The organism is Streptomyces sp. JW3 (genome assembly GCF_052216785.1).
GTDB lineage: Bacteria > Actinomycetota > Actinomycetes > Streptomycetales > Streptomycetaceae > Streptomyces.
In genome coordinates this window covers 25,423-50,329 of sequence record NZ_JBQOUX010000054.1, presented here as the reverse complement: position 1 = coordinate 50,329, position 24,907 = coordinate 25,423, and the positions used below count along the sequence as shown (strand labels likewise).

The 24,907-nt window shown below is 72.2% G+C and carries 24 protein-coding genes; 14 read left to right on the top strand and 10 right to left on the bottom strand.

Features of this window, described 5'->3' with window-relative positions; all coding sequences use genetic code 11:
- Nucleotides 1-71: 71 nt before the first annotated feature.
- The 6 genes from ACTT8P_RS22060 to ACTT8P_RS22035 all read right to left on the bottom strand — a co-directional run bounded on the left by ACTT8P_RS22060 (nt 72) and on the right by ACTT8P_RS22035 (nt 5,816).
- The gene (locus ACTT8P_RS22060) at nt 72-1,037 is read right to left on the bottom strand and encodes a transporter substrate-binding domain-containing protein (protein ID WP_442833424.1); all 966 of its coding nucleotides are present in this window, start codon (nt 1,035-1,037) and stop codon (nt 72-74) included.
- A 113-nt stretch (nt 1,038-1,150) separates the two neighbouring features.
- Nucleotides 1,151-2,230 carry an RBBP9/YdeN family alpha/beta hydrolase gene (locus ACTT8P_RS22055; RefSeq protein ID WP_442833423.1) on the bottom strand — a complete coding sequence of 360 codons (1,080 nt, stop codon included), beginning with the start codon at nt 2,228-2,230 and terminating at the stop codon, nt 1,151-1,153.
- Nucleotides 2,227-2,727 (bottom strand): flavin reductase family protein, encoded by a 501-nt coding sequence (locus ACTT8P_RS22050; protein WP_442833422.1) that lies wholly within the window; start codon nt 2,725-2,727, stop codon nt 2,227-2,229. The genes ACTT8P_RS22055 and ACTT8P_RS22050 overlap by 4 nt, the downstream gene beginning before the upstream one ends.
- A complete protein-coding gene (locus ACTT8P_RS22045) occupies nt 2,724-3,605 on the bottom strand; it encodes a PaaX family transcriptional regulator (protein WP_442833421.1) in 882 nt (293 codons plus the stop codon). The genes ACTT8P_RS22050 and ACTT8P_RS22045 overlap by 4 nt, the downstream gene beginning before the upstream one ends.
- Entirely contained in the window at nt 3,602-4,867 is a 1,266-nt protein-coding gene (gene kynU, locus ACTT8P_RS22040; RefSeq protein ID WP_442833420.1) for a kynureninase, read from the bottom strand. Before kynU ends, ACTT8P_RS22045 begins: the two co-directional genes overlap by 4 nt.
- Nucleotides 4,868-4,961: 94 nt before the next feature.
- Complete coding sequence (locus ACTT8P_RS22035) at nt 4,962-5,816, bottom strand: tryptophan 2,3-dioxygenase (RefSeq protein WP_442833419.1); 855 nt, start codon at nt 5,814-5,816, stop codon at nt 4,962-4,964.
- Between the two features lie 105 nt (nt 5,817-5,921).
- On the opposite strand from ACTT8P_RS22035, the gene npdG reads away from it, so the two are divergent.
- The gene (gene npdG, locus ACTT8P_RS22030) at nt 5,922-6,647 is read left to right on the top strand and encodes an NADPH-dependent F420 reductase (protein ID WP_442833418.1); all 726 of its coding nucleotides are present in this window, start codon (nt 5,922-5,924) and stop codon (nt 6,645-6,647) included.
- A 101-nt stretch (nt 6,648-6,748) separates the two neighbouring features.
- Nucleotides 6,749-7,564: a fumarylacetoacetate hydrolase family protein gene (locus ACTT8P_RS22025; RefSeq protein ID WP_442833417.1), complete on the top strand. Its 816-nt coding sequence runs from the start codon at nt 6,749-6,751 to the stop codon at nt 7,562-7,564.
- 28 nt (nt 7,565-7,592) lie between these two features.
- Here ACTT8P_RS22025 and ACTT8P_RS22020 read toward each other — a convergent pair whose 3' ends face one another.
- Together ACTT8P_RS22020 and ACTT8P_RS22015 are read right to left on the bottom strand one after the other, a co-directional pair.
- The gene (locus ACTT8P_RS22020; protein WP_442833416.1) at nt 7,593-8,450 is read right to left on the bottom strand and encodes a PaaX family transcriptional regulator; all 858 of its coding nucleotides are present in this window, start codon (nt 8,448-8,450) and stop codon (nt 7,593-7,595) included.
- A 130-nt stretch (nt 8,451-8,580) separates the two neighbouring features.
- The gene (locus ACTT8P_RS22015) at nt 8,581-9,027 is read right to left on the bottom strand and encodes a RidA family protein (protein WP_442833415.1); all 447 of its coding nucleotides are present in this window, start codon (nt 9,025-9,027) and stop codon (nt 8,581-8,583) included.
- A gap of 260 nt (nt 9,028-9,287) precedes the next feature.
- On the opposite strand from ACTT8P_RS22015, the gene ACTT8P_RS22010 reads away from it, so the two are divergent.
- The 12 genes from ACTT8P_RS22010 (at nt 9,288) to ACTT8P_RS21955 (ending at nt 21,065) form a co-directional block, all read left to right on the top strand.
- Complete coding sequence (locus tag ACTT8P_RS22010; RefSeq protein WP_442833414.1) at nt 9,288-9,773, top strand: cupin domain-containing protein; 486 nt, start codon at nt 9,288-9,290, stop codon at nt 9,771-9,773.
- Nucleotides 9,770-10,681, top strand: a complete 912-nt coding sequence (locus ACTT8P_RS22005) for an acyl-CoA thioesterase (protein WP_442833413.1) — start codon at nt 9,770-9,772, stop codon at nt 10,679-10,681. Before ACTT8P_RS22010 ends, ACTT8P_RS22005 begins: the two co-directional genes overlap by 4 nt.
- A gap of 39 nt (nt 10,682-10,720) precedes the next feature.
- Nucleotides 10,721-12,454 carry an AMP-binding protein gene (locus ACTT8P_RS22000; protein ID WP_442833412.1) on the top strand — a complete coding sequence of 578 codons (1,734 nt, stop codon included), beginning with the start codon at nt 10,721-10,723 and terminating at the stop codon, nt 12,452-12,454.
- Between the two features lie 11 nt (nt 12,455-12,465).
- Nucleotides 12,466-14,847 (top strand): bifunctional salicylyl-CoA 5-hydroxylase/oxidoreductase, encoded by a 2,382-nt coding sequence (locus ACTT8P_RS21995; RefSeq protein ID WP_442833411.1) that lies wholly within the window; start codon nt 12,466-12,468, stop codon nt 14,845-14,847.
- 55 nt (nt 14,848-14,902) lie between these two features.
- The gene (locus ACTT8P_RS21990; RefSeq protein ID WP_442833410.1) at nt 14,903-15,295 is read left to right on the top strand and encodes an acyl-CoA thioesterase; all 393 of its coding nucleotides are present in this window, start codon (nt 14,903-14,905) and stop codon (nt 15,293-15,295) included.
- Between the two features lie 89 nt (nt 15,296-15,384).
- On the top strand, nt 15,385-16,455 hold the full coding sequence (locus tag ACTT8P_RS21985) for a Rieske 2Fe-2S domain-containing protein (RefSeq protein WP_442833409.1): 1,071 nt from the start codon (nt 15,385-15,387) through the stop codon (nt 16,453-16,455).
- A complete protein-coding gene (locus ACTT8P_RS21980; RefSeq protein WP_442833408.1) occupies nt 16,452-16,619 on the top strand; it encodes a hypothetical protein in 168 nt (55 codons plus the stop codon). The genes ACTT8P_RS21985 and ACTT8P_RS21980 overlap by 4 nt, the downstream gene beginning before the upstream one ends.
- Nucleotides 16,616-17,548 (top strand): PDR/VanB family oxidoreductase, encoded by a 933-nt coding sequence (locus ACTT8P_RS21975; RefSeq protein WP_442833407.1) that lies wholly within the window; start codon nt 16,616-16,618, stop codon nt 17,546-17,548. Before ACTT8P_RS21980 ends, ACTT8P_RS21975 begins: the two co-directional genes overlap by 4 nt.
- 171 nt (nt 17,549-17,719) lie before the next feature.
- Nucleotides 17,720-18,688 carry an ABC transporter substrate-binding protein gene (locus ACTT8P_RS21970; protein WP_442833406.1) on the top strand — a complete coding sequence of 323 codons (969 nt, stop codon included), beginning with the start codon at nt 17,720-17,722 and terminating at the stop codon, nt 18,686-18,688.
- Nucleotides 18,685-19,458 (top strand): ABC transporter permease, encoded by a 774-nt coding sequence (locus ACTT8P_RS21965; RefSeq protein ID WP_442833405.1) that lies wholly within the window; start codon nt 18,685-18,687, stop codon nt 19,456-19,458. Before ACTT8P_RS21970 ends, ACTT8P_RS21965 begins: the two co-directional genes overlap by 4 nt.
- The gene (locus ACTT8P_RS21960; protein WP_442833404.1) at nt 19,455-20,231 is read left to right on the top strand and encodes an ABC transporter permease; all 777 of its coding nucleotides are present in this window, start codon (nt 19,455-19,457) and stop codon (nt 20,229-20,231) included. The genes ACTT8P_RS21965 and ACTT8P_RS21960 overlap by 4 nt, the downstream gene beginning before the upstream one ends.
- Nucleotides 20,232-20,255: 24 nt before the next feature.
- The gene (locus ACTT8P_RS21955) at nt 20,256-21,065 is read left to right on the top strand and encodes an ABC transporter ATP-binding protein (protein ID WP_442833403.1); all 810 of its coding nucleotides are present in this window, start codon (nt 20,256-20,258) and stop codon (nt 21,063-21,065) included.
- Here the strand turns inward: ACTT8P_RS21955 and ACTT8P_RS21950 are convergent.
- Together ACTT8P_RS21950 and ACTT8P_RS21945 are read right to left on the bottom strand one after the other, a co-directional pair.
- Complete coding sequence (locus tag ACTT8P_RS21950; RefSeq protein WP_442833402.1) at nt 21,037-23,190, bottom strand: discoidin domain-containing protein; 2,154 nt, start codon at nt 23,188-23,190, stop codon at nt 21,037-21,039. The two genes, ACTT8P_RS21955 and ACTT8P_RS21950, sit on opposite strands and share 29 nt — an antisense overlap.
- Nucleotides 23,191-23,304: 114 nt before the next feature.
- Nucleotides 23,305-24,891, bottom strand: coding sequence for a glycoside hydrolase family 13 protein (locus ACTT8P_RS21945; protein WP_442833401.1), 1,587 nt, complete (start codon nt 24,889-24,891; stop codon nt 23,305-23,307).
- Between the last annotated feature and the right edge of the window lie 16 nt (nt 24,892-24,907).

Genomic DNA, 24,907 nt, shown 5'->3' with positions numbered 1-24,907 from the left:
GGTCGCGGTCGCCTCGTCGGGCGCGGCCGGGCCGGGCGGGCGGCGGACGGGGCGGAGGGGTGCGGGCGGGGTCAGCCGGCCTTGGTGCCGGCAGCGGTGCCGGTCATGGGGTTGATCTCGACCTCGGCGGAGGTGACCTGGGCACTCGGCACGTCGTTCGTCGTCATGATCTTCTTGTAGTCGCCGTTCGCGATGAGCTTCTTGAGGGCTCCCGCGAACGCCTTGGCCAGACCCGCCTGGTTCTTGCCGACGGCGATGGCGTTGTAGCTGGCCGGCAGTTCGTCCTCCGGTACGAGTACTTCGCCGAAGGTGCCGGAACCGGCCGCGACCGCCTTGTCCTGGCTGGTGGTGTCGTCCAGCCAGGCGAACACGGTGCCGGCCTTGACCGCGCTGATCGCGGCCGTCGCTCCCGGGTACTCGGCGAGTTCGATCGGGTCGGAGCCGCAGGACTTCTCGCTGGCGGCCTTGACGGCGGCGGTCTGCACCGAGCCGACCGGCACACCGACCTTCTTGCCGCACAGGTCGGCCAGGGCCGAGATGCCGTCCTTGTCCTTGTCCAGCAGGAGCAGCGACTCGGTCGACTTGTAGAAGGGCACCAGGTCGACCACCGACTTCTCGCGTTCCTCGGTGTCGGTGACCTGGCCCCACAGCGCGTCCACGGCGCCGGACTGGACGCCCGGGAGCTGGGCGGGCCACTGCATGTTCTTCCAGGTGACGGAGACACCGAGGATGTCTCCGACGGCCGCGGCGATGTCGGGGGCGACACCCACCGGTGTGCTGGTGTCCGAGGTGGTCACGCTGATCAGCGGGGGCGTCTCCCAAAGCGCGCCCAGCTTGACGGTGCCGGCCTTGCGTATCGAGGCGGGCAGCAGCGCGTTGAGGGTCTTGTCGTACTCCGCCTTCGGTGAGCTGTCGGCGGCGCTCGCGGTGTCGGAGGCGGAGGAACAGCCGGTCACCAGGGTGCCGGCGGCCAGCAGGGCGGTGAGGGCGACGGTGGCGCGCCCGGCCCGGGAGCCACGGGTGCGGAAGTCAGTCATGGCATGGTCCGTTCTCAGGGTGCTACGACATTGATGGAGCGGGATGTGCCACGGGTGACGTAGTGATTTCACGCATGTATCACTTACTTGATGGCCGTCATGAAACCGTTAGGTCAGTAGCAGGGGTCAGCAGCAGGAGTCAGCAGCAGGGCGCAGCCTTCGGCGTGCGCGGCGGCGCGCAGCGCGTCGCGCTCGGCGCCGCTCGGCGGTTCGGCCACGACGGCGACGGTGTACTCGTGGCCGTAGCGGCGGATGAAGTCGGCCAGGTCGGCGGGGCGCGGCCCGCTCTCGCCGGGGCGCGGGCGGGGCCGGGCCAGCCACCGCGCGGGCAGCTGGCCGTGCCGGATCAGGAGCTGGACCACACCGGCCTCGGTGACCGGGTCGACGGGCGTCCCCAGCAGGATGCCGCACCGGCGTCCCGTGGGCCGGTGTGCGGCACCGATCGCCTCCAGGAGCGGACCGGGGCCGTTCACCCGCACCGGCGGGGCGGCGGGGTCCGGTGCGCCGGGCCCGGCTGCGGGTGGGGGGTCCGGCACCAGCGGGGCCGGGTTCGTGCGCCAGGTGCCGGTGCGGGCCCAGGTCGTGGCCTGGGGCCAGGGGCCGTATCCGTCGGCCTCGTTGAGGTGGCCGCCCCGGTCGAGGGTGATCACCGGCAGGCCGAGCGGCCGGGCGTAGAGCCGGTCGGCCCCGGTCGGCGCCCAGGGGTCGTCGGCCGCGTGGACCAGCAGCGGCGGCACCTCGGACAGCGCCCGTACCGCGGCGGCGTCGGCGGTCAGCGGGCCGGCCAGGTCGCCGGCGGCGCGGTCCGGCGCGGGCGGCGCGACCAGCAGCACGCGGGCCGCCGGCGGCAGCGCGGGGCCGGCCGGTTCCTCGGCGAGCCGCAGCCAGAGCAGGGCGGCCAGTCCGTGGGCGGCGACGACACATCCCGGGGTCCGCCGCAGTTCGCGCCGGACCGCCGCCGTCCAGGCCGCCCGGCGCGGCGCGTCCGGTGCGGGCAGGGTGAGGTACTCGACGGTCCAGCCCTCGCCGGCCAGTTGTTCGGCGAGCAGGCCCTGCCAGTGGCCGGGGCGGCGCCGAAACTGCCGGCCGTCCAGCAGCAGGAGGTGGCGGGCGGGTCCGGGGGTGGTCTGGGGGGTCTGGGGGGTCTGGGGGGTCTGGGGGGTCTGGGGGGTCTGGGGGGTCTGGGGGGTCACGACGCCAGCCTGCGGAAGGCGGAGCCGTGGAACACCAGCGGCTCGGCGGCGCTGTCGTGCCACAGGCGGTGCACCTCCAGCAGTACCACCCGGTGGTCGCCGGCCGGGACCTCCTCGTACACCGAGCAGTCCAGCCAGACCGGCGCCCCGGGGAAGAAGACGGCGCCCTCCGCGGTGACGTCCACCGGCTCGTCGGCGAAGCGGGTGGTGTGGTCGGGTGAGGCCAGCCGCCGGCACAGGGCGCCCTGGTCGGCGCCCAGCACCGAGACACCGATCCGCCCGGCGGTGCGCAGCGCGGGCCAGGTGCGTGATCCGTCGCGCACCGCGAACGACACCAGCGGCGGGTCCAGGGAGACGCCCACGGTGAACGAGGAGGCGATCAGCACCGACGGGCCGTCCGTCAGGCGGGCCGACAGCGCGACGACTCCGGAGGGGAAACCGGCGAAGGCCGCGCGGACCACCCGGGTGTCGGCCGCCGTGGGGATCAAGGGGGTCATGGCTTCTCCTGTGCCTGGTCGGCGGAACCGGTGCGCGGCCGGTCCCGTCCGGTCACCGCGCGGACATGGGCGGTGGCGTGGGTGAGGACGGTCCGCTGGAGGGTGCGGAAGAGCGGGATGCTCTCCTTGCCCGGCCAGTCCTCGGGCAGCAGCGCGGCGGGCAGGCCGGGGTCGAGGTAGGGGATGATCCGCCAGGTGTCCAGGCTGGTGATCCAGGTGGCGAAGGCCCGTTCGGGTTCGGGTTCGTCGCCCAGCGCGCGGATCTGCTCGCCGTGCGCGGACAGGAACGCCTCGTGCAGGTCGCCGATCGCGTCCAGGTCCCACCAGGTGGCGACCCGCTCCGCCAGGGTTCCGGGGCCGCGCACCTCGTCGGCGAGGAAGAGGGTGGCGCTGCGGCTCAGGCCGAGGTCGTCGAGGATCTCCCGCACCTCGTCGGCCAGGTACTCGGGGCACACCCACAGCGCGGGTGACACCGAGCCGCAGCCGATCCAGTAGAGCCTGCGCCGCAGTTGATGGCGCAGGCTGCGGTTCTCCTCGGGCACCGAGTAGGAGATCAGGCACCAGCGGTCGCCCTCGGCCATCCACCGGGGGGTGTAGATCCGGCGGTCGCCGCGTACCAGCATGGGCACGGCCTCGGGCAGCAGCCGGTAGCCGGGCACGCCGTCCCGGACCTCGGCCACCAGCAGTCCCTTGGCCTTCACACGGCTGAGCGCGGTGCGGGTGCGGGGCGCCGACACGCCGACGGTGTCCATCAGTTCCACCAGGTGGGAGACGGCGATCCAGCCGCCCATGCCGCGCAGGTAGGTGCCCACTACGGTCCGCAGCAGCGAGGTGGCGCTCCCGGGACGTGCGTCCATGTCGTCCAGGATGACGCTCACGCCGCCTCCGCCCGCAGCAGCGCCCGGTGTATCTCGGCCAGTCCGCGGGCCACTTCGGTGAAGCCGGTGCTCAGCGGTGACAGTCCGATGCGCAGGGCGCGCGGCGGCCGGAAGTCGGGGATCACGCCCCGCTCCCACAGGTCCGCGGTGACCTCCTTGAACGCCGGGTGGTCGAGGCTGACGTGGCTGCCGCGCCGGTCCGGGTCGCGGGGGGTGGCGATCCGCACGCCGAGCGGCACCAGAAGGTGGTCGGCCAGGGCGAGGGCGTACTGCGTCAGCGCGACCGACTTGCGGCGCACCGCGTCCATGCCCGCCTCGTCGATCAGGTGCAGCATGTCGCGCATCGGCAGCATGCCCACCACCGGCGGGGTGCCGCTGATCACCCGGCGGATGCCCGCCGCGGGCCGGTAGGTGTCCGCCATCGCGAACGGGTCGGCGGCCCCCATCCAGCCCTGCACGGGCTGGCGCAGTTCGGCCTGGAGTTCCTCGGCGACGTAGCCGAAGGCGGGTGAACCGGGGCCGCCGTTGAGGTACTTGTAGGTGCAGCCCACCGCGAGGTCGACGTTCCAGGCGTCCAGGCGCAGCGGTACCGCTCCGGCCGAGTGGCACAGGTCCCACAGCACCAGGGCGCCGGCGTCGTGGGCGAGCGTAGTGATCGCGGGCAGGTCGGCCAGGTGGCCGGACCGGTAGGCGACGTGGCTGAGCAGCAGCAGCGCGGTGTCGGCGCCGACCTCCCGGGCCACCTGCTCCGGTGTCACGCCCGCCTCGGGATCGGGGGTGATCCAGCGCAGCCGCAGCCCGCACTCCTCGGCCACGCCCTCGGCGACGAACCGGTCGGTCGGGAAGTTCTCCCGGTCCAGGACGATCTCACCGCGTCCGGGCCGGGCCCGTACCGCCGCCCGGCACAGCTTGTACAGCAGGACGGTCGTCGAGTCGGCCACCACGGTGCGGCCGGGGGCGGCGCCCAGCACGACCCGGCCGATCAGGTCGCCCACGTCGGTGGGCGAGTCCATCCAGCTCTCGTCCCAGGCGCGGATCAGCCGCGCGCCCCAGGTCTCGTCGACGAACCGGGCCAGCCGTTCCCGGGTGACGGTCAGGGGCCGGCCCAGGGAGTTGCCGTCGAAGTAGGCGACCAGGTCCTCGCCCGGGTCCACGAAGCGCTCGCGCAGCGGGGCGAGCGGATCCTCCGCGTCCAGCCGGGCCGCCTGGCCGAGCAACGCCTCGGCGGCGGACGCGTCGGGTGCGGTGCTGTCGGTGATCAAGGGAGTCGACCTCCGGGGTGGGTGGGGTGGGTGGGGACGGCGACTGCCGCCCGGTCGGTGAACGGGGCGGGGCCGGTTCGCCGGGAGCCGGGGATCAACTGCCGATCGCGGTGCGGACGCTGAGCAGTTCGGGGAAGAAGGTCAGGTCGAGGGCCTGGCGGAGGAATCCCACGCCGCTCGACCCACCGGTGCCGCGTTTGAGGCCGATGGTGCGCTGGACGGTGCGCAGGTGCCAGAACCGCCAGGCCTGGAAGGCGTCCTCCAGGTCGACCAGGTCCTCGCACGCCTGGTAGACGTCCCAGGCGGCCTCGGTGTCCTCGTACACCTCCCGGAAGACCGGCACCAGTTCGTCCACCTCGACCCAGGCGCGGCGCACGTCGCGGCCGAGGACCGACTCGGGAACGGCGTGGCCCCGGCGGGCCAGCAGCCGCAGGAAGGCGTCGTACAGGGTGGGTTCGTCGAGCAGCGTGCTGAGGGTCCGGTGCACCTCGGGCCGGGACTCGAAGACGGCCAGCATGCGTTCGTTCTTGTTGCCCAGCAGGAACTCCACCGCCCGGTACTGGTACGACTGGAACCCGGACGACGAGGCGAGGGAGTCCCGGAACCCGGCGTACTCGCTGGGGGTCAGGGTGGCCAGCACCCGCCACTGCTCGGTCATGGTGCGCAGCACCTTCTTGACCCGGGCCAGGCGCTTGAGCGCGAGGGCCAGCCGGTCCGAGTCCAGCAGGGACCGGGCCGACAGCAGTTCGTGCAGGATCAGCTTGAGCCAGAGTTCCGTCGTCTGGTGCTGGATGATGAACAGCATCTCGTCGTGGTGGGCCGGTGTGCTGAGCGGGTGCTGGGCGCCGAGGATCCGGTCCAGGTCCAGATAGCCGCCGTAGTCGAGAGCCCCGCTGAAGTCCGTGTCGATGCCGTCCTCAAGGGGGCGTTCACCGTTCTTGATGTTCACCGGTACGACCTCCGTCTGCTTGGTGCGAGGCTCAAGGTATCGCTTCTTTGACGGCCGACACGGATGTGAAACTCAACTTTAACGAGCGGTACGTACGGTCGCGCCATGACTTCCCCTCATCTCCCCCAGCACCCCGGCACGCCCGCCGGTACGCCCGCCGCCAAGGACCCTTGGGCCCTCCCCGACGTATCCGGCCTGGTCGTCGGCGTGATCGGCGGGACCGGGCCGCAGGGCATGGGCCTGGCCTACCGCCTCGCCCGGGCCGGCCAGAAAGTGATCGTCGGTTCCCGGGCCGCCGAGCGCGCCCTCGCCGCCGCCGAGGAGATCGGCCTCGGCGTCGAGGGCGCCGACAACGCCGAGACCGCCCGCCGCAGTGACGTGGTGATCGTCGCCGTGCCCTGGGAGGGACACGGCGACACCCTCACCGCCCTGCGCGCGGAGCTGTCCGGGAAACTCGTGGTGGACTGCGTCAACCCGCTCGGCTTCGACAAGAAGGGCGCCTACGCGCTCCGGCCCGAGGAGGGCAGCGCCGCCGAACAGGCCGCCGCGCTGCTCCCCGACAGCCGGGTCACCGCCGCCTTCCACCACCTGTCCGCGGTACTCCTGAAAGACCCCGGCATAGAGGCGATCGACACCGATGTGATGGTGCTCGGCGAGGTCCGCGCCGACGTGGAGACCGTCCAGGCGCTGGTCGGCCGCATCACCGGCATGCGGGGCGTCTATGCCGGGCGGCTGCGAGGCGCCCACCAGGTCGAGTCGCTGGTCGCCAACCTGATCTCCGTCAACCGCCGCTACCAGGCGCACGCGGGACTCCGCCTGACCGACGTGTGACCCGGTCGTCCCGCCCGGCATCCAGCACTCGCCACACCTCTACTTGATCTAGCTGTGACGCCCGTGAAATTAACGGGACACACGATGGAGGCAGCACGCCCATGCGCTTCGCCACTCTCACCGGACCGGACGGCACCACCGCCGCGGTCCGCATCGCGGACACCTGGCACCGGCTGCCCGCCGCCGACCTGTCCGAACTGCTGGGCACGACCACCCTCGCGCGGGCCGCCGCCCACCCGGGGGAGCCGGTGACGGACGGTTCGCCCACCTTGCCGCTGCCGCATCCCGGCAAGGTGGTCTGCTGCGGGCTCAACTACGGCGACCACATCCGGGAGACCGGCCGCGCGCGGCCGGCCCATCCCACCCTCTTCGCCAAGTACGCCGACACCCTGACCGGTCCGGAGTCGGACCTCGTGCTGCCCGGCGGGCTCCAGGTCGACTGGGAGGCCGAACTCGCCGTGGTGGTCGGAGCGGTCCTGCGCCGCGCCGACCGGCCCACCGCGCGGGCGGCGATCGCCGGGTACACCGTCGCCAACGACATCTCGGTACGCGACTGGCAGTACCGGACCACCCAGTGGTTCCAGGGCAAGGCGTGGGACCGCTCCACCCCGACCGGCCCCGTCGTCGTCACCCCCGACGAGCTGGACCCGTCGGCAGGCCTGGCGGTGGTGTGCCGGGTCAACGGCGAGGAGGTGCAGCGCGGCAACACCCGCACGCTCGTCTTCGACCCGGCCGAACTCCTGTCCTACATCTCGGCGTTCACCGTGCTGCGCCCCGGTGATCTGGTACTCACCGGCACGCCCGGCGGGGTCGGGGTGGCCCGCGCGCCGCAGCGGTTCCTCGCCGACGGGGATGTGGTCGAGACCGGGATCACCGGTGTGGGAACGCTGCGCAACACGGTCCGCTTCACCCGCTGACGGCCGGGCCCGGCCGCGCCGCGCCGCGTCAGCCGTCGCTCTCGCCGGACGGCCAGTGCCGCGCGGCGTACGCCAGCGCCCGTCCCTCCAGAGTCGCGACCATGCGCTCGAAGACCCGGACGGCGGCGGGGCCGCTCCAGTCGTCGGTCAGCACCTCGGACGGCAGCCCGGGATCACGGAACGGCAGCTTGCGCCAGTGGTCCACCACGGCGAGATAGCCGACGAAGGCGTCCGCGCCCGCGATGACGGCGCGCTCCGCGAGCCGGTCCGCCTCCGCGCCGTAGCCGTCGAGGAACTCGCGGTACTGGCGGTCGATCTCGCCGAGGTCCCACCCGGTGCGGACGAGTTCGCGCAGGCGCGGCCCCGCCACGTACTCGCCGACGAAGACCGCGCAGCTGTCGGTGAGGCCGAGTTCCTCGATGGCCCGCCGGGCCGCCGCAAGCATGCGCGCGGGCGCGATCCACACCGCCGAGCCGATGTTGCCGAAACCCAACGCGTTGAGATGGGAGCGGAGTTGATGACGCTTGGCACGGGCGGACTCCGGCACCGAGAAGTTGACCACGCACCAGCCGTCGGCCAGGTCGGCCGGCTGCCGGGCGTGCCAGATCACCTCGTCCCCGGCGGCGAGCGCCTCCAGGGCCGTCGGTGTGAGGCGGTAGCCGCGGACGCCGGCCCTGGTCTCGGCGGCGAGCCAGCCGCGCTGCTTGAGCCGGGACACCGCCGTACGCACGCTGGAGGCGTCGAGGCCGCACAGCGTGAGCAGTTCGACGGAGCCGGCTATCGGCATCCAGCCGCCCATCTTGCGGACCACCGATCCGAAGAAGGTCACCAGCACGGTACGCGAGCGACGGGCGGTGCTGGATCGGGTTCCCTGCGGCTCATTCACGCAGGTCAGTATGACGGACCCGGCCCCGGTGGCACCCGGCGGTTCGCGACCACCGCCACCACCGCCGCCCCGCTCCCGCCCCCTGGCCGGCGACCGGGGCGGGACCGGGCGGGACCGGGCGGGACGGCGGTCAGGCGGTGGCCCCGCCCCGGCGCGGGAGCGGGCCCGGCCCGGTCAGCCGGTGGTCCGGGAGCACCGCCACGCCGAGGATCTCGATCATCGCCTCGGGCTGCCAGAGCGCCGTGCAGCCGATGCCGGCCATGGCCGGGTAGACCGGCCCCGCCAGCTCGCGCCAGACCTCGCCGATCTCCCGGCCCCGTGCCTGGTAACCGGGGATGTCGGTGAGGTAGAGGGTGATGCTGACCAGGTCTTCCGGTTCACCGCCGGCCGCGCGCAGCGTGGTGAGCACGTTGCCGAACGCCTGCCGGAACTGTTCGACGATACCGCCCGGAACGATCTTCATGTCGGCGTCGAGCGCTGTCTGTCCCCCCAGATGCAGCGTGTTGCCGATCAGGGTGCCGTGCGAGTAGCCGCGCGGGGCGGGCAGGGCGGCCGGGTTCACTGCGACGGGCTTCATGGGGCCTCCACAACGAGGGGCGCGGGCTCCGGTACTTCACCGGAGGCATTGACAATAAATGACGATCGTGAAGAATACGAGACACAACAGGGTCCGGCTTCCGCCGACCGCACGCCGACGAGCGCGGCCCACGCGGCCCACGACCCTCGGCGGGAACGGCACAGTCGCCGTCCGCACCCCCTGCACCGCGCGTCCTCGGACACGCCCCCTTCAGCCACCAGGCATCCCCGCCGTCACGCACCGTGGAACGGAGCCGAAAGATGGAGCCCGACCTCAGCAAGTACCGGCTGCACGGCGACAACTCGATGTACCGGCTGCCCGACGGGATCGTCGCCCCCGTCGTCACCCGCGCCGGCGCGGAGGACACCGGCACCGCCGACTCCGGCGGCGCGGTCCGCGTCTCCGGGGTCAGCGCCCGGCACACCCCGGCCACCCGGCTGTGGTACGGCAAGGTCAGCAACGAGCCCGGTTACCGCTCGGTCAGCCATCACCACGGCGAGGCCGAGACCGGCGGGTACGTGCTGTCGGGCCGGGCCCGCATCTACTTCGGCGAGAAGTTCGCGGACTACCTCGACATGGCGGAGGGCGACTGGGTGTTCGTACCGCCGTTCATGCCGCACGTCGAGTGCAACCTCTCCCGCAGCCGGCCCCTGGTGTGGATGACCGCCCGCACCCCGGAGAACATCGTGGTCAACCTGCCGGACGTGGCGGACGGCGCGCTGCCCGACTGGCTGAACCGCACATGAGCCAGCACCCTCCCGCCCCGCCCACCTCGGCCGTCTTCACCGACGCGATCACCCTGAAGCCCACCTCACCCCTTCACTTCGACCTCGCCTTCACCGCCGTCACCCAGCCCTGTCCCTGGCCCAAGGCCTACGGCGGGGACCTGGTCGCCCAGGCGGCGGCGGCCGCGACCCGGTCGGTCACCGACGGCAAGTCACCGCACTCGCTGCACAGTTACTTCCTGCGTCCGGCCGAGATCGGCGCCGAGATCCGCTACGAGGTGGAGGTGCTGCGCGACGGACGCGGGTACAGCACCCGCCAGGTGCGCGGCTACCAGAACGGCAAGGTGCTCTACGTCTGCCTGGCCGGCTTCGCCGCCGGCGCGGCGGGTGGCTCGTACCACGCCCCGCTGACCGACGAGGTGCCCGGCCCCGAGGAACTGCCCAGCGCGGCGGAGTACCTCGCCGCCCGGCCGGGCGGTACCGTACCCGACCCGGTCCGGGCCTACTGGTCCGGCGGCCGCGGCTTCGACCTGCGGCACGTGCCCGGCCCGGTGTACCTCACCGTCGACGGGGCCCGGCAGCCCCACCAGGCGGTGTGGATCAGGCCGTTCGACGCGCTGCGCCCCGTGCCGGGACTCACCGCCGAGCAGCGGGACCGCGCCGCCCTGGCCTACGTCTGCGACTACACGATCCTCGAACCCGTCCTCCGCGTCCTGGGCCTGCCCTGGACGCGCCCCGGGCTGGTCACCGCCAGCCTCGACCACGCCATGTGGTTCCACCGGCCGGGACCGGTGGACGACTGGCTTCTCTACGTCCAGGAAGCGGTGGCCGGCGACGCCGGCCGCGGCCTGGGCACGGGCCGCTTCTTCACGCGCGACCACCGTCACCTGGCCACCGCCGTCCAGGAGGGCATGATCCGCCCCGCCTGACCGCCGACCCGATCGGCGGCTCCCGGAAGGATTCTTCCGTTGGCTCTCCCGCTGTCTCCCACGTCCTCGGCCCATGTGGACACCTTCACCCGCGACCATCTGCCGCCCGCCGCGCTGTGGCCGACAATCGAGTTCAGCACCCCGGAACTGCGCTACCCGGACCGGCTGAACGCCGCCACCGAACTCATCGACAAACCCCTGGCCGCCTTCGGCGCCGGCCGGCTCGCGCTGCGCACCCCCGAGGGCGAGGTGTGGACCTACGGCGAACTGCGCACCCGCGCCAACCAGGTCGCGCAGGTGCTGACCGAGGACCTCGGCCTGGTGCCCGGCGAACGGGTGCTGCTGCGCTCCCCCAACACCCCCTGGACGGTGGCCGCGTGGCTCGGCGTGCTGAAGGCCGGCGGGGTCGTGGTGACCACGATGGCCGCGCTGCGGGCCCGCGAGATCGCACCGGTCGCGGAGCGCACCCGGCCCTCCGTCGCCCTGGTGGACCACCGCTTCACCGACGACATCGCGGCCGTGCGCGACAGTGTGCTGCCCGCCCTGCGGATCGTCGCGTACGGCGGACCGGGCCCCGAGGACCTGGTGGCCCGCGCCGCGGCGAAGTCGGGCGAGTTCACCGCCGTCGACACCGCCGCCGACGACGTCGCCCTGCTCGGACCGACCTCCGGCAGCACCGGCGTCCCGAAGATCACCATGCACTTCCACCGCGATGTGCTCTCCATCGACAACACCTTCGGCCGCCATCTGCTGAAGCTGCGACCGGACGACCTGGTCGCCTGTACCGCCCCGTTCGCCTTCACCTTCGGGCTGGGCATGCTCGTCGTCTTCCCGCTGCGCGCCGGTGCCTGCGCCCTCCTCACCGAGTCCGCCACCCCGCCGCAACTCGCCGGCCTGGTCCAGCGGCACGGGGTGACGGTGCTGGCCACCGCTCCCACCGCCTACCGGGCGATCCTGCGCGAGCACCAGGAGGACCGGCTCGCCGGACTGCGCGTCGCGGTCTCCGCCGGTGAGCACATACCCCGCACCACCTGGGAACAGCTGCGGGACCGGGTGGGCCTGCGCGTCATCGACGGCATCGGTGCCACGGAACTGCTGCACATCTTCGTCTCGGCCGCCGGGGACGACATCCGGCCCGGCGCCACCGGCCGGCCGGTGCCGGGCTACCGCGCCGCCGTACTCGGCCCGGACGGCTCGCCGCTGCCGCCGGGCGAGCCCGGGATGCTGGGCGTCATCGGCCCGATGGGCTGCCGCTACCTCGACGACGAGCGGCAGCGGGACTACGTCCTGAACGGCTGGAACGTCACCGGTGACATCTTCCACCGCGACGCGGACGGCTACTTCCACTACCACGCGCGCGGCGACAACATGATCGTCTCCTCCGGGTACAACATCGGCGGCCCCGAGGTGGAGGCGGCCATCGACCTCCATCCCGATGTGCTGGAGTCGGCGGTCGTCGGGCGGCCCGATCCCCAGCGCGGCTCCTTGGTCTGCGCGTTCGTCGTCCTGCGCGCCGGGCTGTCCGGTGACGCCGCGACGGCCAGGGAGATCCAGGACCACGTCAAGCGGGTGCTGGCGCCGTACAAGTACCCGCGCGAGGTGCGCTTCGTGACGGCACTGCCGCGCAACAGCAGCGGCAAGCTCCAGCGCTTCGAACTCCGCAAGATCATCGACGCCGAACCGACCGCCGAGGCCGCCGAAGCCGCTCCGGCCGCCCCGGTCGCCCCGGTCGCCCCAGCCGCCCCGGTCGCCCCGGTCGTCGTCGAGCAGTGAGAGGAACCCCCTTGAAGATCGCGATCATCGGCGGTGGCCCGGGAGGGCTCTACTTCGCCGCCCTGATGAAACAGCTCGACCCCGCCCACGACATCACCGTCTGGGAGCGCAACGCCCCCGACGACACCTTCGGCTTCGGCGTGGTCTTCTCCGACGAGACCCTCGGCGGCATCGAGAACGCCGACACCGTCATCGCCGCGGCCATGGCCCGGCGGTTCGCCCGCTGGACGGACATCGACATCCACTTCCGCGGCGAGACCCACACCGTGGGCGGCCAGGGCTTCGCCGCGATGAGCCGCCGGGACCTGCTCACACTGCTCCAGCACCGCTGCCGCGACCTGGGCGTCACCCTGCGCTTCCGCACCACCGCCCCGGACACCGGCCTGCTGCGCGCCTCCCACGACCTGGTGATCGGCGCGGACGGCGCCAACTCCGCGGTGCGCGCCGCCCACGCCGGCGTCTTCGGGCCCGGACTGGACCGGCGGCACAGCAAGTACATGTGGCTCGGCTCGGACCTGGTCTTCGAGGCGTTCCAGTTCCACGTCAAGCAGACGCCGTGGGGGGTGATGCAGGTCCACGGCTACCCCTACTCCGCCGACGGCTCGACCTTCATCGTCGAGATGCACGAGGACGTCTGGCGCCGGGCCGGCTTCGACACCGCCGAGGGCGCCGCCCTGCCGCCGGGCGTCTCCGACGAGCGGGCCGTCGAGCGGATCGGGGAGCTGTTCGCCGAGGAACTCGCCGGGCACCGGCTGCTGGCCAACAACTCCAAGTGGCTCGACTTCACCACCGTACGCAACGAGCGCTGGCACGACGGCAACCTGGTGCTGCTCGGTGACGCCGCGCACACCGCCCACTTCTCCATCGGTTCCGGCACCAAACTGGCGATGGAGGACGCCCTCGCCCTCGCCGCCTGTCTGCACGAACACCCCACTGCCGACGCGGCGCTGGCAGCGTACGAGACCGAGCGCCGGCCGGTGGTGGAGTCGACCCAGCGGGCCGCGCAGGCGTCCCTGGAGTGGTTCGAGAACATCGGCCGCTACACCGGGCAGGAGCCGGTCCAGTTCTGCTTCAACCTGCTGACCCGCTCGCGCCGCATCACCTACGACAACCTCCGGGTCCGGGACCCTGAGTTCGCCGACCGGGTGGACGCGGCGTTCGCCCGGTCGCAGGGCCGGCCGACCGTGCTGCCCGCGATGTTCCAGCCGTTCCGGGTCGGCGCGCTGGAGCTGAAGAACCGGGTCGTCGTGTCCCCGATGGACATGTACTCCGCGGTCGACGGGGTGCCCGGCGACTTCCACCTCACCCACCTGGGCTCCCGGGCCCTGGGCGGCGCGGGCCTGGTGATGACGGAGATGGTCACGGTCTCCCCGAAGGCCCGTATCACCCCCGGCTGCGCCGGACTGTGGACGGACGGGCAACGGGACGCCTGGGCCCGGGTGGTCGCCTTCGTGCACGAGCACAGCACCGCCCGGATCGGCCTCCAGCTCGGCCACTCGGGCCGCAAGGGATCGACCCGGCCGATGTGGGAGGGCATCGACGAGCCGCTGCCCGCGGGCAACTGGGAGGTGATCGGCCCCTCCGCGGTGCCCTACGGCCCCGGCTCGGCGGTGCCCAGGGAGATGGACCGCGCGGACCTGGAACAGGTCGTCGCGGACTTCGTGGCCGCGGCCCGGCGCGGCGCCGAAGCCGGCTTCGACCTCCTCGAACTGCACTGCGCACACGGCTATCTGCTGTCGTCGTTCCTCTCCCCCGCGGCCAACCACCGCACCGACGAGTACGGCGGCAGCATGGCGAACCGGCTGCGCTTCCCGTTGGAGGTGTTCGACGCCGTGCGCGCCGTCTGGCCCGCGGAGCGGCCGATGGGCGTACGCCTCTCCGCGACCGACTGGCTGCCGCACGGCACCACCGAACACGACGCGGTCGAACTGGCCCGCGCCTTCATCGCCCACGGCGCGGACGCCATCGACGTCTCCTCGGGGCAGGTCGCCAAGGCTGAGCGCCCGGCGTACGGCCGTTCCTACCAGGCCCCGTTCGCCGACCGGATCCGGCACGAGGTGGCCGCCGCGAGCGGTACGGCGGTCATCGCGGTGGGCGCCATCTCGTCCTACGACGACGTCAACTCGCTGCTGCTGGCCGGCCGCGCGGACCTGTGCGCCGTGGGCCGCACCCACCTCTACGACCCGCACTGGACCCTGCACGCGGCGGCCGAACAGGGCTACCGGGGGCCGGGCGCGGACTGGCCGGTCCAGTTCCGGGCGGGCCGCCGCAAGCCTCCGGCGGCCCGGACCGACGCCGTGCGACCCCGGCTCGCGCTGCTGCGGGCGGCCCCGGACGCGCAGCACGTCCACCGGCGCTGGACGCCGACCCGTGCACCGGCCCCCGTTGTCTGAGGGCGGCGGCACGGGCGGCGCCGTCCGTGCCGTCAGCCGCGCCCGGGTGGAATGGATGGACACCGACGCGGCCGGGCACCACCACAACACCTCGGTGGTGCGTTTCGTCGAGGCGGCGGAGGCCGAGCTGGTGCGGGGCCTGGGGATCACGGAGTACTTCCAGGTCGCGCCCCGGGTGCGGTACGAGGTCGACTACGGCTCCCGGCTCTGGTTCGGCCAGCGCACCACCACGGCGGTCGAGATCGAACACGTCGGCACCTCGTCCATGACCCTGCGGTTCGAGGTGTGGGGCGAGGAGACCGCGGAGCACCCGCGCCGGCTGGCCGCGTCCGGCCGCTGCACGGTGGCGCACGTCCCGGCCGGCGCGGACCGCGGCCGGCCATGGCCCGCGGCCTGGCGGCGGGCCTTCACAGCGGGCGGGAACACCAAGGGGGTGAGGGACACGTAGGTTTCCGTCAGGCAGAAGTCGTATTGCCGCGCGGTGTCACCGTCAGCAGGGTGGTCCCGACACAGCGTCGATGACGACGGGACTCCGCCATGCCGCACACCACCGCCTTCGCCCGGAACCAGTGGTACGTCGCCGCCTACGCGCACGAGGTCGGGCGCGAGTTGCTCGGCCGGACCGTGCTCGGGGAGTCGCTCGTGCTCTACCGCGCCGAGGAGGACGGCACCCCGGTCGCCCTGCACGACCGCTGTGTGCACCGCCGCTATCCGCTCTCCGAGGCCCCCACCCGCCTGGACGGCGACCGGATCGTGTGCGGCTACCACGGGTTCACCTACGACACCACCGGCACCTGTGTGTACGTGCCGGGGCAGAAACGGGTGCCGCGCACCGCCCGGGTCGCCTCCTACCCGGTGGCCGAGCGGGACTCACTGGTGTGGGTGTGGATCGGCGACCCCGCGCTCGCCGACCCGGACACCGTCCCCCGTGCCCGGCACCTGGCCGCCCCCGGCTGGGTCACGGTGCGCGGCATGGAGCCGATCCACTGCGACTACGGGCTGCTGGTCGACAACCTCCTCGACCTGTCCCACGAGACGTATCTGCACGGCGGTTACATCGGCACCCCCGAGGTCGCCGAGACCCCCATCACCACGGAGGTCGACGAGGGCGCCGGCCTCGTCCGGGTCAGCCGGCACATGGACGACGCCGAGTGCCCGCCGTTCTACGCCCGGTCCACCGGCGTCCAGGGGCGGATCGACCGCTGGCAGGACATCGAGTACCACGCGCCCTGTCTGTACCTGCTGCACAGCCGGGTCGCGCCGACCGGTGTGGTGCCCGAGGCCGACGGCAGCGATCCGCACGCCTTCCACACCGAGATCACGTACGCAATCACCCCGTCCGGCGACGGCGAGGTCTACGACTTCTGGGCGGTCTCCCGGGACTGGGCGACGGACGACCCCGAGGTCACCGAGTATCTGCGCGCCAACAACCACACCGTCGTCATGCAGGACGTCGACGCGCTCACCCTGCTCCAGCGCGCGCTGAGCGCCGAGCGCGCCGGGTACCAGGAGCTGAGCATCAACATCGACACCGGCGGCCTCGCCGCCCGCCGCATCCTGGCCCGGCTGGCCGAGGAGGGCGACAAGCCGACGGAGCGGGTCTCATGAGGACGGGTGAGGTCTACCGCGTCGACTGGCTGCCCGGCACCGACGTGCTGCACGGCACCTGTCACTGCGGTGCCGAGCACAGCGCCGAGGACCCGGTCGCGATGTGGAAGTGGATGCTGGCCCACCCGCGCGGCCACGAAGCAGCACAGGAGACCGAAGCATGACCTTCGACGGTGAACTCCTCGTGACTTCTGTCGAGTTGGTGGCCGACGGGGTGCTGGCGCTCACCCTGCGCCATCCGCTCGGCGAACCGCTGCCCGGCTGGCAGCCGGGCGCGCACCTCGACGTCGTGCTCGGCCCGGGGCTGGAACGGCAGTACTCGCTGTGCGGCGACCCGGCCGACCGGGCGGTGTGGCGGATCGCCGTGCTGCGCGAGACGGCGGGGCGCGGCGGCTCGGCATATGTGCACGAGCACCTGCGGCGGGGCGGCACGGTGCGGGTGCGCGGGCCGCGCAACCACTTCCCGCTGGAGCCCGCCGCGCGCTACCGGTTCGTCGCCGGCGGCATCGGCATCACCCCGCTGCTGCCGATGCTGGCCGCCGCCGACCGGGCGGGCGCCGACTGGACGCTGCTCTACGGCGGCCGCACCCGCGCCGCCATGGCGTTCACCGGCGAACTGGCCCGCTACGGCGACCGGGTCACCCTCGCCCCCGAGGACGAGACCGGGCTGCTCGACCTCGCCCCGGTACTGGACGGCGTACCGGACGGCACGCTCGTCTACTGCTGCGGTCCCGGCCCGCTGCTGGACGCGGTCGAGGGGCGGTGCCCACCGCGGATCCTGCGGACGGAACGCTTCCATCCCAAGGAGCAACTCGCGGTCGCGAACGGAGAGTTCGAGGTCGTACTCGCCCGCAGTGGCCGTACCGTCGCGGTCCCGCCGGACGTCTCCGTGCTGGACGCCGTGCGCGCGGCCGGCGTCGAGGTGCTGTACTCGTGCGCGGAGGGCACCTGCGGCACCTGTGAGACGGAGGTGCTGGAGGGCATGCCCGACCACCGGGACTCGGTGCTCACCGAGGCGGAGCGGGCGGCCGGGGAGACGATGCTCGTCTGTGTCTCCCGGTGCCACGGGAAGCGGCTCGTACTGGATCTTTGACCGAGCCCCCGAACCGAACCCCACCCCCGAACCGAACCCCCGAACACGCACTGTCAACAACACTGTCAACACCTCGTGACTGCACGGGCATTGACCATGACTTCCCCTGGGCCCTACGTTCCCGGTCAGCACGTTCGCGCTGTTCGCGCACAAACTCTCACAGGGGGAGTCATGCGTCGTCTGCTCGTCGGCCTCACGGCCGTATCCGTCCTGTTCGTCGCGTCGGCCTGCGGCTCGTCCGACTCCGGGGGGTCGGACGGCCCCGACTCCTCCGGCTCCACCACCTCCGTCAAGGTGGGCCTCATCCCCATCGTCGATGTCGCCCCGCTCTACCTGGGCCAGAAGAAGGGCTTCTACGCGAAGCACGGGCTCAAGCTGTCCCTGACCCTCGCGCAGGGCGGTGCGGCGGTGGTGCCGGGGGTGACCAGCGGTCAGTTCCAGTTCGGCTTCTCCAACATGACCTCCCTCATGATCGCCCAGTCCAACAGCGTGCCGGTGAAGGCGGTCGCCAACGGCATCGCCTCGACCGGCGAGGAGGGCGAGGACTTCGGCGCGATCACCGTCAAGGGCGACAGCCCGATCAAGTCGGCGAAGGAGCTGGAGGGCAAGAAGGTCGCCATCAACACCCTGAAGAACATCAACGAGACCGCGGTGCGGGCCTCGGTCAGCAAGGCGGGTGGCGACCCGGACAAGGTGAACTTCGTCGAGCTGGCCTTCGACCAGATGCCGGCCGCGCTGGACGGCGGGCAGATCGACGCGGCGATGGTGGTGGAACCGGCACTGGCCACCATCAAGAACCAGGGCGGCCGGGAGATCGCCTCCTCGATGGTGGACATCGCCCCGGACCTCACCGTCGCCATGTACTTCACCTCCACCCAGTACGCGCAGCAGAACCCGGAGGTGGTGAAGAAGTTCCAGCAGGCCACCGCCGAGTCCCTCGCCTACGCGGACAGCCACCCCGACGAGGTGCGCGAGATCGTCACCACGTACACCAAGATCCCCGCCGAGGTGCTGGCCAAGGTGACCCTGCCGAAGTGGCCGGCCGAGCCGAACCGCTCCTCCATCGAGGCACTGGCGAAGCTGGGCGAGCAGGACGGCCTGTTCAAGCAGGACCCCGACCTGGACGCGCTGCTGCCGTGAAGGGTGCGAACGCCGCGCTGGGCGCGGCCGGGCTCGCGGCCTTCCTCGCGCTGGGCGAGGCGGTGCCGCGGCTCGGTCTGGTCAAGGAGCAGTACTTCCCGCCGACCAGCGACATCGTCGACGCGCTGGTCACCGAGGCCGGTGACGGCGCCTTCTGGTCGGCGCTCGGCGACACGCTGACCGGCTGGGCACTGGGCCTGGCGATCGCGGTCGGCGCCGGAATCGTCATCGGGGTGCTGCTCTCCGTGGTGCCGTATCTGCGCGAGGCCACCGCCTCCACCGTCGAGTTCCTGCGCCCGATCCCGTCCGTGGCGCTGATCCCGCTGGCCGTCCTGCTGTACGGCACCGAACTGCGCTCGGTGCTCCTCCTGGTCGTCTACGCCGCCTTCTGGCAGGTGCTGATCCAGACGCTGTACGGCGTCCAGGACGTCGACCCGGTGGCGGAGGAGACGGCCCGGTCGTACGGTCTGGGCGCGTGGGCGCGGGTGCGGCACGTGCTGTGGCCGACCGCGCTGCCGTATGTGATGACCGGGGTGCGGCTGGCGGCGGCCGTCGCGCTGATCCTCGCCATCACCGCCGAACTGGTCATCGGCGCACCGGGGTTGGGGGCGCGGATCGCGGTCGCGCAGACCTCGCAGGCGGTGCCGGAGATGTACGCGCTGATCGTGGTCGCCGGTCTGCTGGGGCTGCTGATCAACGTGGGGGCCCGGTCGGTGGAGCGCCGGGCGCTGGCCTGGCACCAGTCGGTACGCGGGGAGGTGATGGTGTGAGGAACGTGGCACTGCGGCTGCTGTTCACGCTGGCCCTGCCCGCGGTGCTGGTCGCCGTGTGGTGGGTGGCGTCCGACGGCAGCCGGGACGTGTACTGGCCGCCGCTGCGCACCATCGTCACCGCGTTCCCGGACGTGTGGACGGGCGAGCGGTGGCGCGGCGACGTGTGGCCGAGCCTGTACCGGCTGGCGGGCGGTTACGCGCTGGCGGCGGTGGCCGGGGTGGCGCTGGGCACGCTGATCGGCTCCTACCGGCGGGTGCGGGCGGTGTGCGAACCGGTCCTGGAGTTCCTGCGGGCGGTGCCGCCGCCGGTACTGGTGCCGGTGATCATGCTGTTCGCGGGGATCGGCGACACCATGAAGATCGTCGTCATCGCCGCCGGTTCGGTGTGGCCGATCCTGCTCAACACGGTCGAGGGGGTGCGCGCGGTCGACCAGGTGATGAAGGAGACGGCCCGTTCGTACGGGGTGACGGGGTTCGCGCGGCTGCGTACCGTCGTGCTGCCGTCGGCGAGTCCGCAGATCTTCGCGGGGCTGCGGCAGGCCCTGTCGATCGGCATCATCCTGATGGTGATCAGCGAGATGTTCGCGGCGAGCAACGGGCTCGGGTTCACCGTCGTGCAGTTCCAGCGTTCGTTCGCGATCCCCGACATGTGGACCGGCATCCTGCTGCTCGGTCTGCTCGGTTTCGTGCTCTCGGTCCTCTTCCAGCTGGTCGAGCGGCGGGTGCTCGGCTGGTACCACGGTTCGCGCGCCGCCTCCCGGCGGTCCTGAGCCAAGCTCCTGAAAGGGCGGTCCATGCTCGACGTACGCGGCCTGCGCAAGGTGTACGAGGGATCCGGGCGCCGGATCGAGGCGGTGCGCGACCTGACGTTCACCGTCGAGGCCGGTGAACTGGTGTGTCTGGTCGGGCCCTCCGGGTGCGGCAAGACGACGCTGCTGAAGTGCGTGGGCGGACTGCTCACCCCGACGGGCGGCGAGGTGACACTGGCGGGGCGCGCGGTGCACGGTCCGCCGCCCGGGATGGCGTTCGTGTTCCAGGAGTACGGGCGCAGCCTCTTCCCGTGGCTGCGGGTCGGCGAGAACGTCGAACTCCCGCTGAAACAGAAGGACATGCCCAAGTCCCGGCGGCGCGAACTGGTCGCCGACGCGCTCGTCTCCGTCGACCTCGCGGACGCGGCCGGCGCCTACCCGTGGCAGTTGTCCGGCGGGATGCAGCAGCGGGTCGCCATCGCGCGGGCGCTGGCCTACGAGCCGGAGGTGCTGCTGATGGACGAGCCGTTCGCGGCGGTGGACGCGCAGACCCGGGCCGACCTGGAGGACCTGGTGCGGCGGCTGTGGCGGGAGCGCGGCATCACCGTCCTGTTCGTCACCCACGACATCGACGAGGCGGTGTATCTGGGCGAGCGGGTCGTCGTCCTGTCCGCCTCGCCCACCGTCGTGCGGGAACAGCTGAAGGTCGACCTGCCGCCGGACCGCGACCAGGTGCACACCCGCGCCGCCCCGCGCTTCACCGAACTGCGGACCCATGTGTACGAGCAGATCCAGGCGGCGAAGCGCGGGGTGACTCACCCGGAGGTCACGAAAGATACGCCTCCACCTCACTGAACTGGGCAGCCGGCCAGCCGGTGTTTCCGGTGACGTGCAGCCGTACGTACCGGACGTCGCCGTTCACCGGCACGGTGACGGTGTTGCCGGTGGCCGGGTCGAAGCGGTACCCCTGGGCGGCGACGAGCGTGCTGTACGTCGAACCGTCGGTGCTGCCCTGCACGGACAGGGTCTGGGTGCGGGCGCCCCACGCCGCGGCCGGCGGCAGCTTCAGCACCAGCCGGCGTACCGCCTGCCGGGAGCCGAGGTCGACGGTGAGGGACTGCGGGAAGGCGTTGTTCGCCGACTCCCAGTAGGTGTTCGGGTCGCCGTCGACCGCCTTGCCGGGCGTGTAGACGTCCTGCGAGCCGGTGGCGGTGGCGGGGCGCCCGGCGGCGAGGTTGCGGGCCGGGTCGGGGTCGGGGTTGCCCTGGCCGGGCTGGGGCCAGGTGGAGCAGTCCGCCCAGGTGGTGTCGAGGCCGGAGTTGCCGCCGCCGTCGGTGAGGGTGAAGGTGCCCGAGCCGGCCGGGTAGGGGCAGTTGTAGACCCCCGCGGAGCCGACGCCGGTGGCCGTGACGTTCCGGAAGGTGGCGGCGCCCGGGGTCTCGGCCTGCACGGCGACCGTACCGGCCTTGTTCACGGTCGCCCCGTCGACGGTGATGTTCTTGGCCGCGAACCCGCGCCCGCTGCCGGAGACGAACTCGAAGGCGCTGTACGGACTGTCGGTGACGGTCGTGCCGGTGATCCGCACCTGGGCCTCGATGGCACTGTCGTAGGAGTCGACGCGCAGGGCGCCCATCGGGTGGCTCCAGTTGGGGTTCATGGCGCCGGTGCGCACCAGGGTGTTGCCGTCGACGGTGATGGTGCCGGACAGCGGGTGGAAGGGGTCGAGGAACTTCTGGTTGGAGATCGCGATGCCGCTGCCGAGCGCGTTGGTGTCGGAGACCAGGTTGTCCGAGACGGTGATGTCGGTGCCGCCGTAGATCGCGATGCCGTTGGCCAGGTTGGGCTGGCTGATGGTGTTGTGGGTGAAGCTGCTGCCGACGTCCGGCTGGTTCAGTGACCACATGGCGAGCGCGTCGTCGCCCTGGTTGCGCAGGAAGTTGTTCCTGACCTTGACGCCTCGGGCGTTGCCGTTGAGGTTGAGGCCGTCGGCGGTGGTGTCGAGGACCCGGTTGTTCTCGACGACGAGGTTGTCGTTGGTGCCGGTGAGCCACAGGCCCACCTTGAGGTGCTGGAGCCACATCCCGGACACCGAACTGTTCGGCCCGAGCGCGCCGTTGACGAAGTTGTCCGGGGCGGAGTCGACCCGTTCGGTGACCTCGCCGATGACCGCGAAGTCCTTGAGGTGGACGTCGCCGGAGCTGCTCTGCTGGTCGATGAACCGGGAACCGCGCACCACCGAGTGCCAGGCCCCGGCGCCCTGAATGGTGACGTTCTGTACGCCGCTGAGGGAGGAGGTGATCCGGTACTCCCCCGGCGGTATCCACACCGTGCCGCCCTGCGCGGCGGCGATGGCGTCGCGGAACGCCTGGGTGGCGTCGCCCTGGCCGGTGGGGTCGGCGCCCTTGTCGGTGACGGAGACGGCACCGGCGGGTTTCGTGGCCGCCGCGGCGACCTGCTCGAAGTCGGCCACGTCCACGGTGACCTGTGTGTTCGCCGCCTCGAAGGCGACCTTGTCACCGGCCTGGAGGTCCTGGCCGAGCTGGAGGCGGGCGTTGTCGTAGAGGTGATGGGTCTTGGCGCCGGCGATCCACGGGGTGTCGACGTAGGAGTACTTGGAGGTGACGGAGAGCGTCTTGGCGAGCTTCTGCCCGTTCACGTAGACGTTCAGCGAGCCCGACTGACCGTCGGGGACGCTGTAGGCGACGTTCACGGCGTTGGCGGCCCGGGGCACGATGAACTCGACCCGCTGCCCGGCGGTGAGGCGTACGGCCTGCCGCCCGGACGCCTCGGAGGCGAGGGTGCCCTGGGTGTAGTCCGGCCCGATCTTGGTGCCGGTGGAGGTGGCGGCCTCGGCCTCGACGGAGGTGAAGGGGAGGGTGGCACCGGCGGCGGCCTGGGCGATGCCGGTGGACAGGGTGACGAGGGTGCCGGCGGCGAGAGCGACGACGGTGGCGAGGTGGATGGATCTGGTGAGGTGCATGTGCGGTTCCCTTTCAAGTGGGGGTCAGGGAAAGCGCCCCCGTCAGGGGCGCGGGACTGTGTCGATGTGCGGCTCCGCCGCGTGGGCGCGACCAGCCACAACGGACCCGCGGACTTATGAGCGGCGCAGCCACACGGCCACATCCACGGGCAACCGCCCGTCCGAGCCGAGCGGCCCACTGCCAAGCAGCACTTCGGTGTGCGGGGGAAGGTCAACAGCCGCATCGGAAAGATTCACCACAACGCTCGCCCCGCCCCGGCTGAAGGCGAGCACACCATCCCCCACGGGCAGCCACGTCAACGCCCCGTCTCCGAAAACCCCCCGCAGCCGAATCGCCTCGCGATACAGGGCGAGCATGGATCCTGGGTCACCGGCCTGCCGATCCGCCGCATACGCCGACCACCCCGCCGGCTGCGGCAACCAGGGTTCGCCGCCGAACCCGGCATACGGCTCATCCTCCACCCACGGCAACGGCACCCGGCACCCGTCCCGCCCCGGATCCACACCCCCGGACCGGGCGTGCATGGGGTCCTCGATCCGGTCGAGCGGGATGTCGGCCTCGGGCAGCCCGAGTTCCTCCCCCTGGTACACGTAGACCGCCCCGGGCAGCGCCATCGACAACAGGGCCGCCGCCCGCGCCCGCCGGGTCCCGAGAGCGAGGTCGGTCGGCGTGCCGAACACCTTCGCCGCGAAGTCGAACCCGGTGTCCTCGGCCCGCCCGTACCGGGTGACGGTACGGGTGACGTCGTGATTGCACAGCACCCAGGTGGCAGGCGCCCCGATGGGCGCGTGCTCGGCAAGGGTCGTGTCGATGGAGGCCCGCAGCCGCGCCGCGTCCCAGGGGCAGGTCATGAAGGAGAAGTTGAAGGCGGTGTGCAGTTCGTCGGGGCGCAGATAGCGGGCGAACCGCTCGGTGTCCGGCAGCCACACCTCCCCGACGAACACCCCGCCGTACTCGTCGGCGACCGCCCGCCAGGAGCGGTACACGTCGTGGAGTTCGTCGCGGTCGACGTACGGGTGCGGATCGCGGCCCTCGGTGAAGTCCGGCAGCTGGGGGTCCTTGACCAGCAGCGCGGCGGAGTCGATGCGGACGCCGGCCACCCCGCGCTCGAACCAGAACCGCAGGATCTCCTCGTGTTCCTGGCGGACGGCGGGGTGCGCCCAGTTGAGGTCGGGCTGCTCGGGTGCGAAGAGGTGGAGGTACCAGTCGCCATCGGGCAGCCGGGTCCAGGCCGGGCCGCCGAACTCCGACCGCCAGTCGTTGGGCGGCAGTTCACCGTGCTCGCCCCGGCCGGGACGGAAGTGGAACAGCTCGCGCTCGGGGCCGCCGTGCAGTGCCGCCCGGAACCAGGGGTGCTGGTCGGAGACGTGGTTGGGCACGACGTCGACGATCGTGCGGATGCCCAGCTCACGGGCCTCGGCGATCAGTTTCTCCGCCTCCGCGAGGGTGCCGAAGGACGGGTCGATGGCCCGGTAGTCGGCGACGTCGTAGCCGCCGTCCTTCATCGGGGAGAGGTACCAGGGGGTGAACCACAGGGCGTCCACGCCGAGTTCGGCGAGGTAGGGCAGTTTCGCCCGGACGCCGGCGAGGTCGCCGGTGCCGTCGCCGTCGCCGTCCGCGAAGCTGCGGACGTATACCTGGTAGATGACACCGGAGCGCCACCAGTCGGCGGCGGGGCGGGCAGGGGTGGGCTGTCCCACGGTGCGTGCCTTTCTA

Bases quoted from the DNA above. Each gene is read 5' to 3' on its own strand.
- ACTT8P_RS22060 (WP_442833424.1), bottom strand. From the start codon at position 1,037: ATGACTGACTTCCGCACCCGTGGCTCCCGGGCCGGGCGCGCCACCGTC.
- ACTT8P_RS22050 (WP_442833422.1), bottom strand. From the start codon at position 2,727: ATGACCCCCTTGATCCCCACGGCGGCCGACACCCGGGTGGTCCGCGCG.
- npdG (WP_442833418.1), top strand. From the start codon at position 5,922: ATGACTTCCCCTCATCTCCCCCAGCACCCCGGCACGCCCGCCGGTACG.
- ACTT8P_RS22025 (WP_442833417.1), top strand. From the start codon at position 6,749: ATGCGCTTCGCCACTCTCACCGGACCGGACGGCACCACCGCCGCGGTC.
- ACTT8P_RS22015 (WP_442833415.1), bottom strand. From the start codon at position 9,027: ATGAAGCCCGTCGCAGTGAACCCGGCCGCCCTGCCCGCCCCGCGCGGC.
- ACTT8P_RS22010 (WP_442833414.1), top strand. From the start codon at position 9,288: ATGGAGCCCGACCTCAGCAAGTACCGGCTGCACGGCGACAACTCGATG.
- ACTT8P_RS22005 (WP_442833413.1), top strand. From the start codon at position 9,770: ATGAGCCAGCACCCTCCCGCCCCGCCCACCTCGGCCGTCTTCACCGAC.
- ACTT8P_RS21990 (WP_442833410.1), top strand. From the start codon at position 14,903: ATGGACACCGACGCGGCCGGGCACCACCACAACACCTCGGTGGTGCGT.
- ACTT8P_RS21985 (WP_442833409.1), top strand. From the start codon at position 15,385: ATGCCGCACACCACCGCCTTCGCCCGGAACCAGTGGTACGTCGCCGCC.
- ACTT8P_RS21980 (WP_442833408.1), top strand. From the start codon at position 16,452: ATGAGGACGGGTGAGGTCTACCGCGTCGACTGGCTGCCCGGCACCGAC.
- ACTT8P_RS21975 (WP_442833407.1), top strand. From the start codon at position 16,616: ATGACCTTCGACGGTGAACTCCTCGTGACTTCTGTCGAGTTGGTGGCC.
- ACTT8P_RS21970 (WP_442833406.1), top strand. From the start codon at position 17,720: ATGCGTCGTCTGCTCGTCGGCCTCACGGCCGTATCCGTCCTGTTCGTC.
- ACTT8P_RS21955 (WP_442833403.1), top strand. From the start codon at position 20,256: ATGCTCGACGTACGCGGCCTGCGCAAGGTGTACGAGGGATCCGGGCGC.
- ACTT8P_RS21950 (WP_442833402.1), bottom strand. From the start codon at position 23,190: ATGCACCTCACCAGATCCATCCACCTCGCCACCGTCGTCGCTCTCGCC.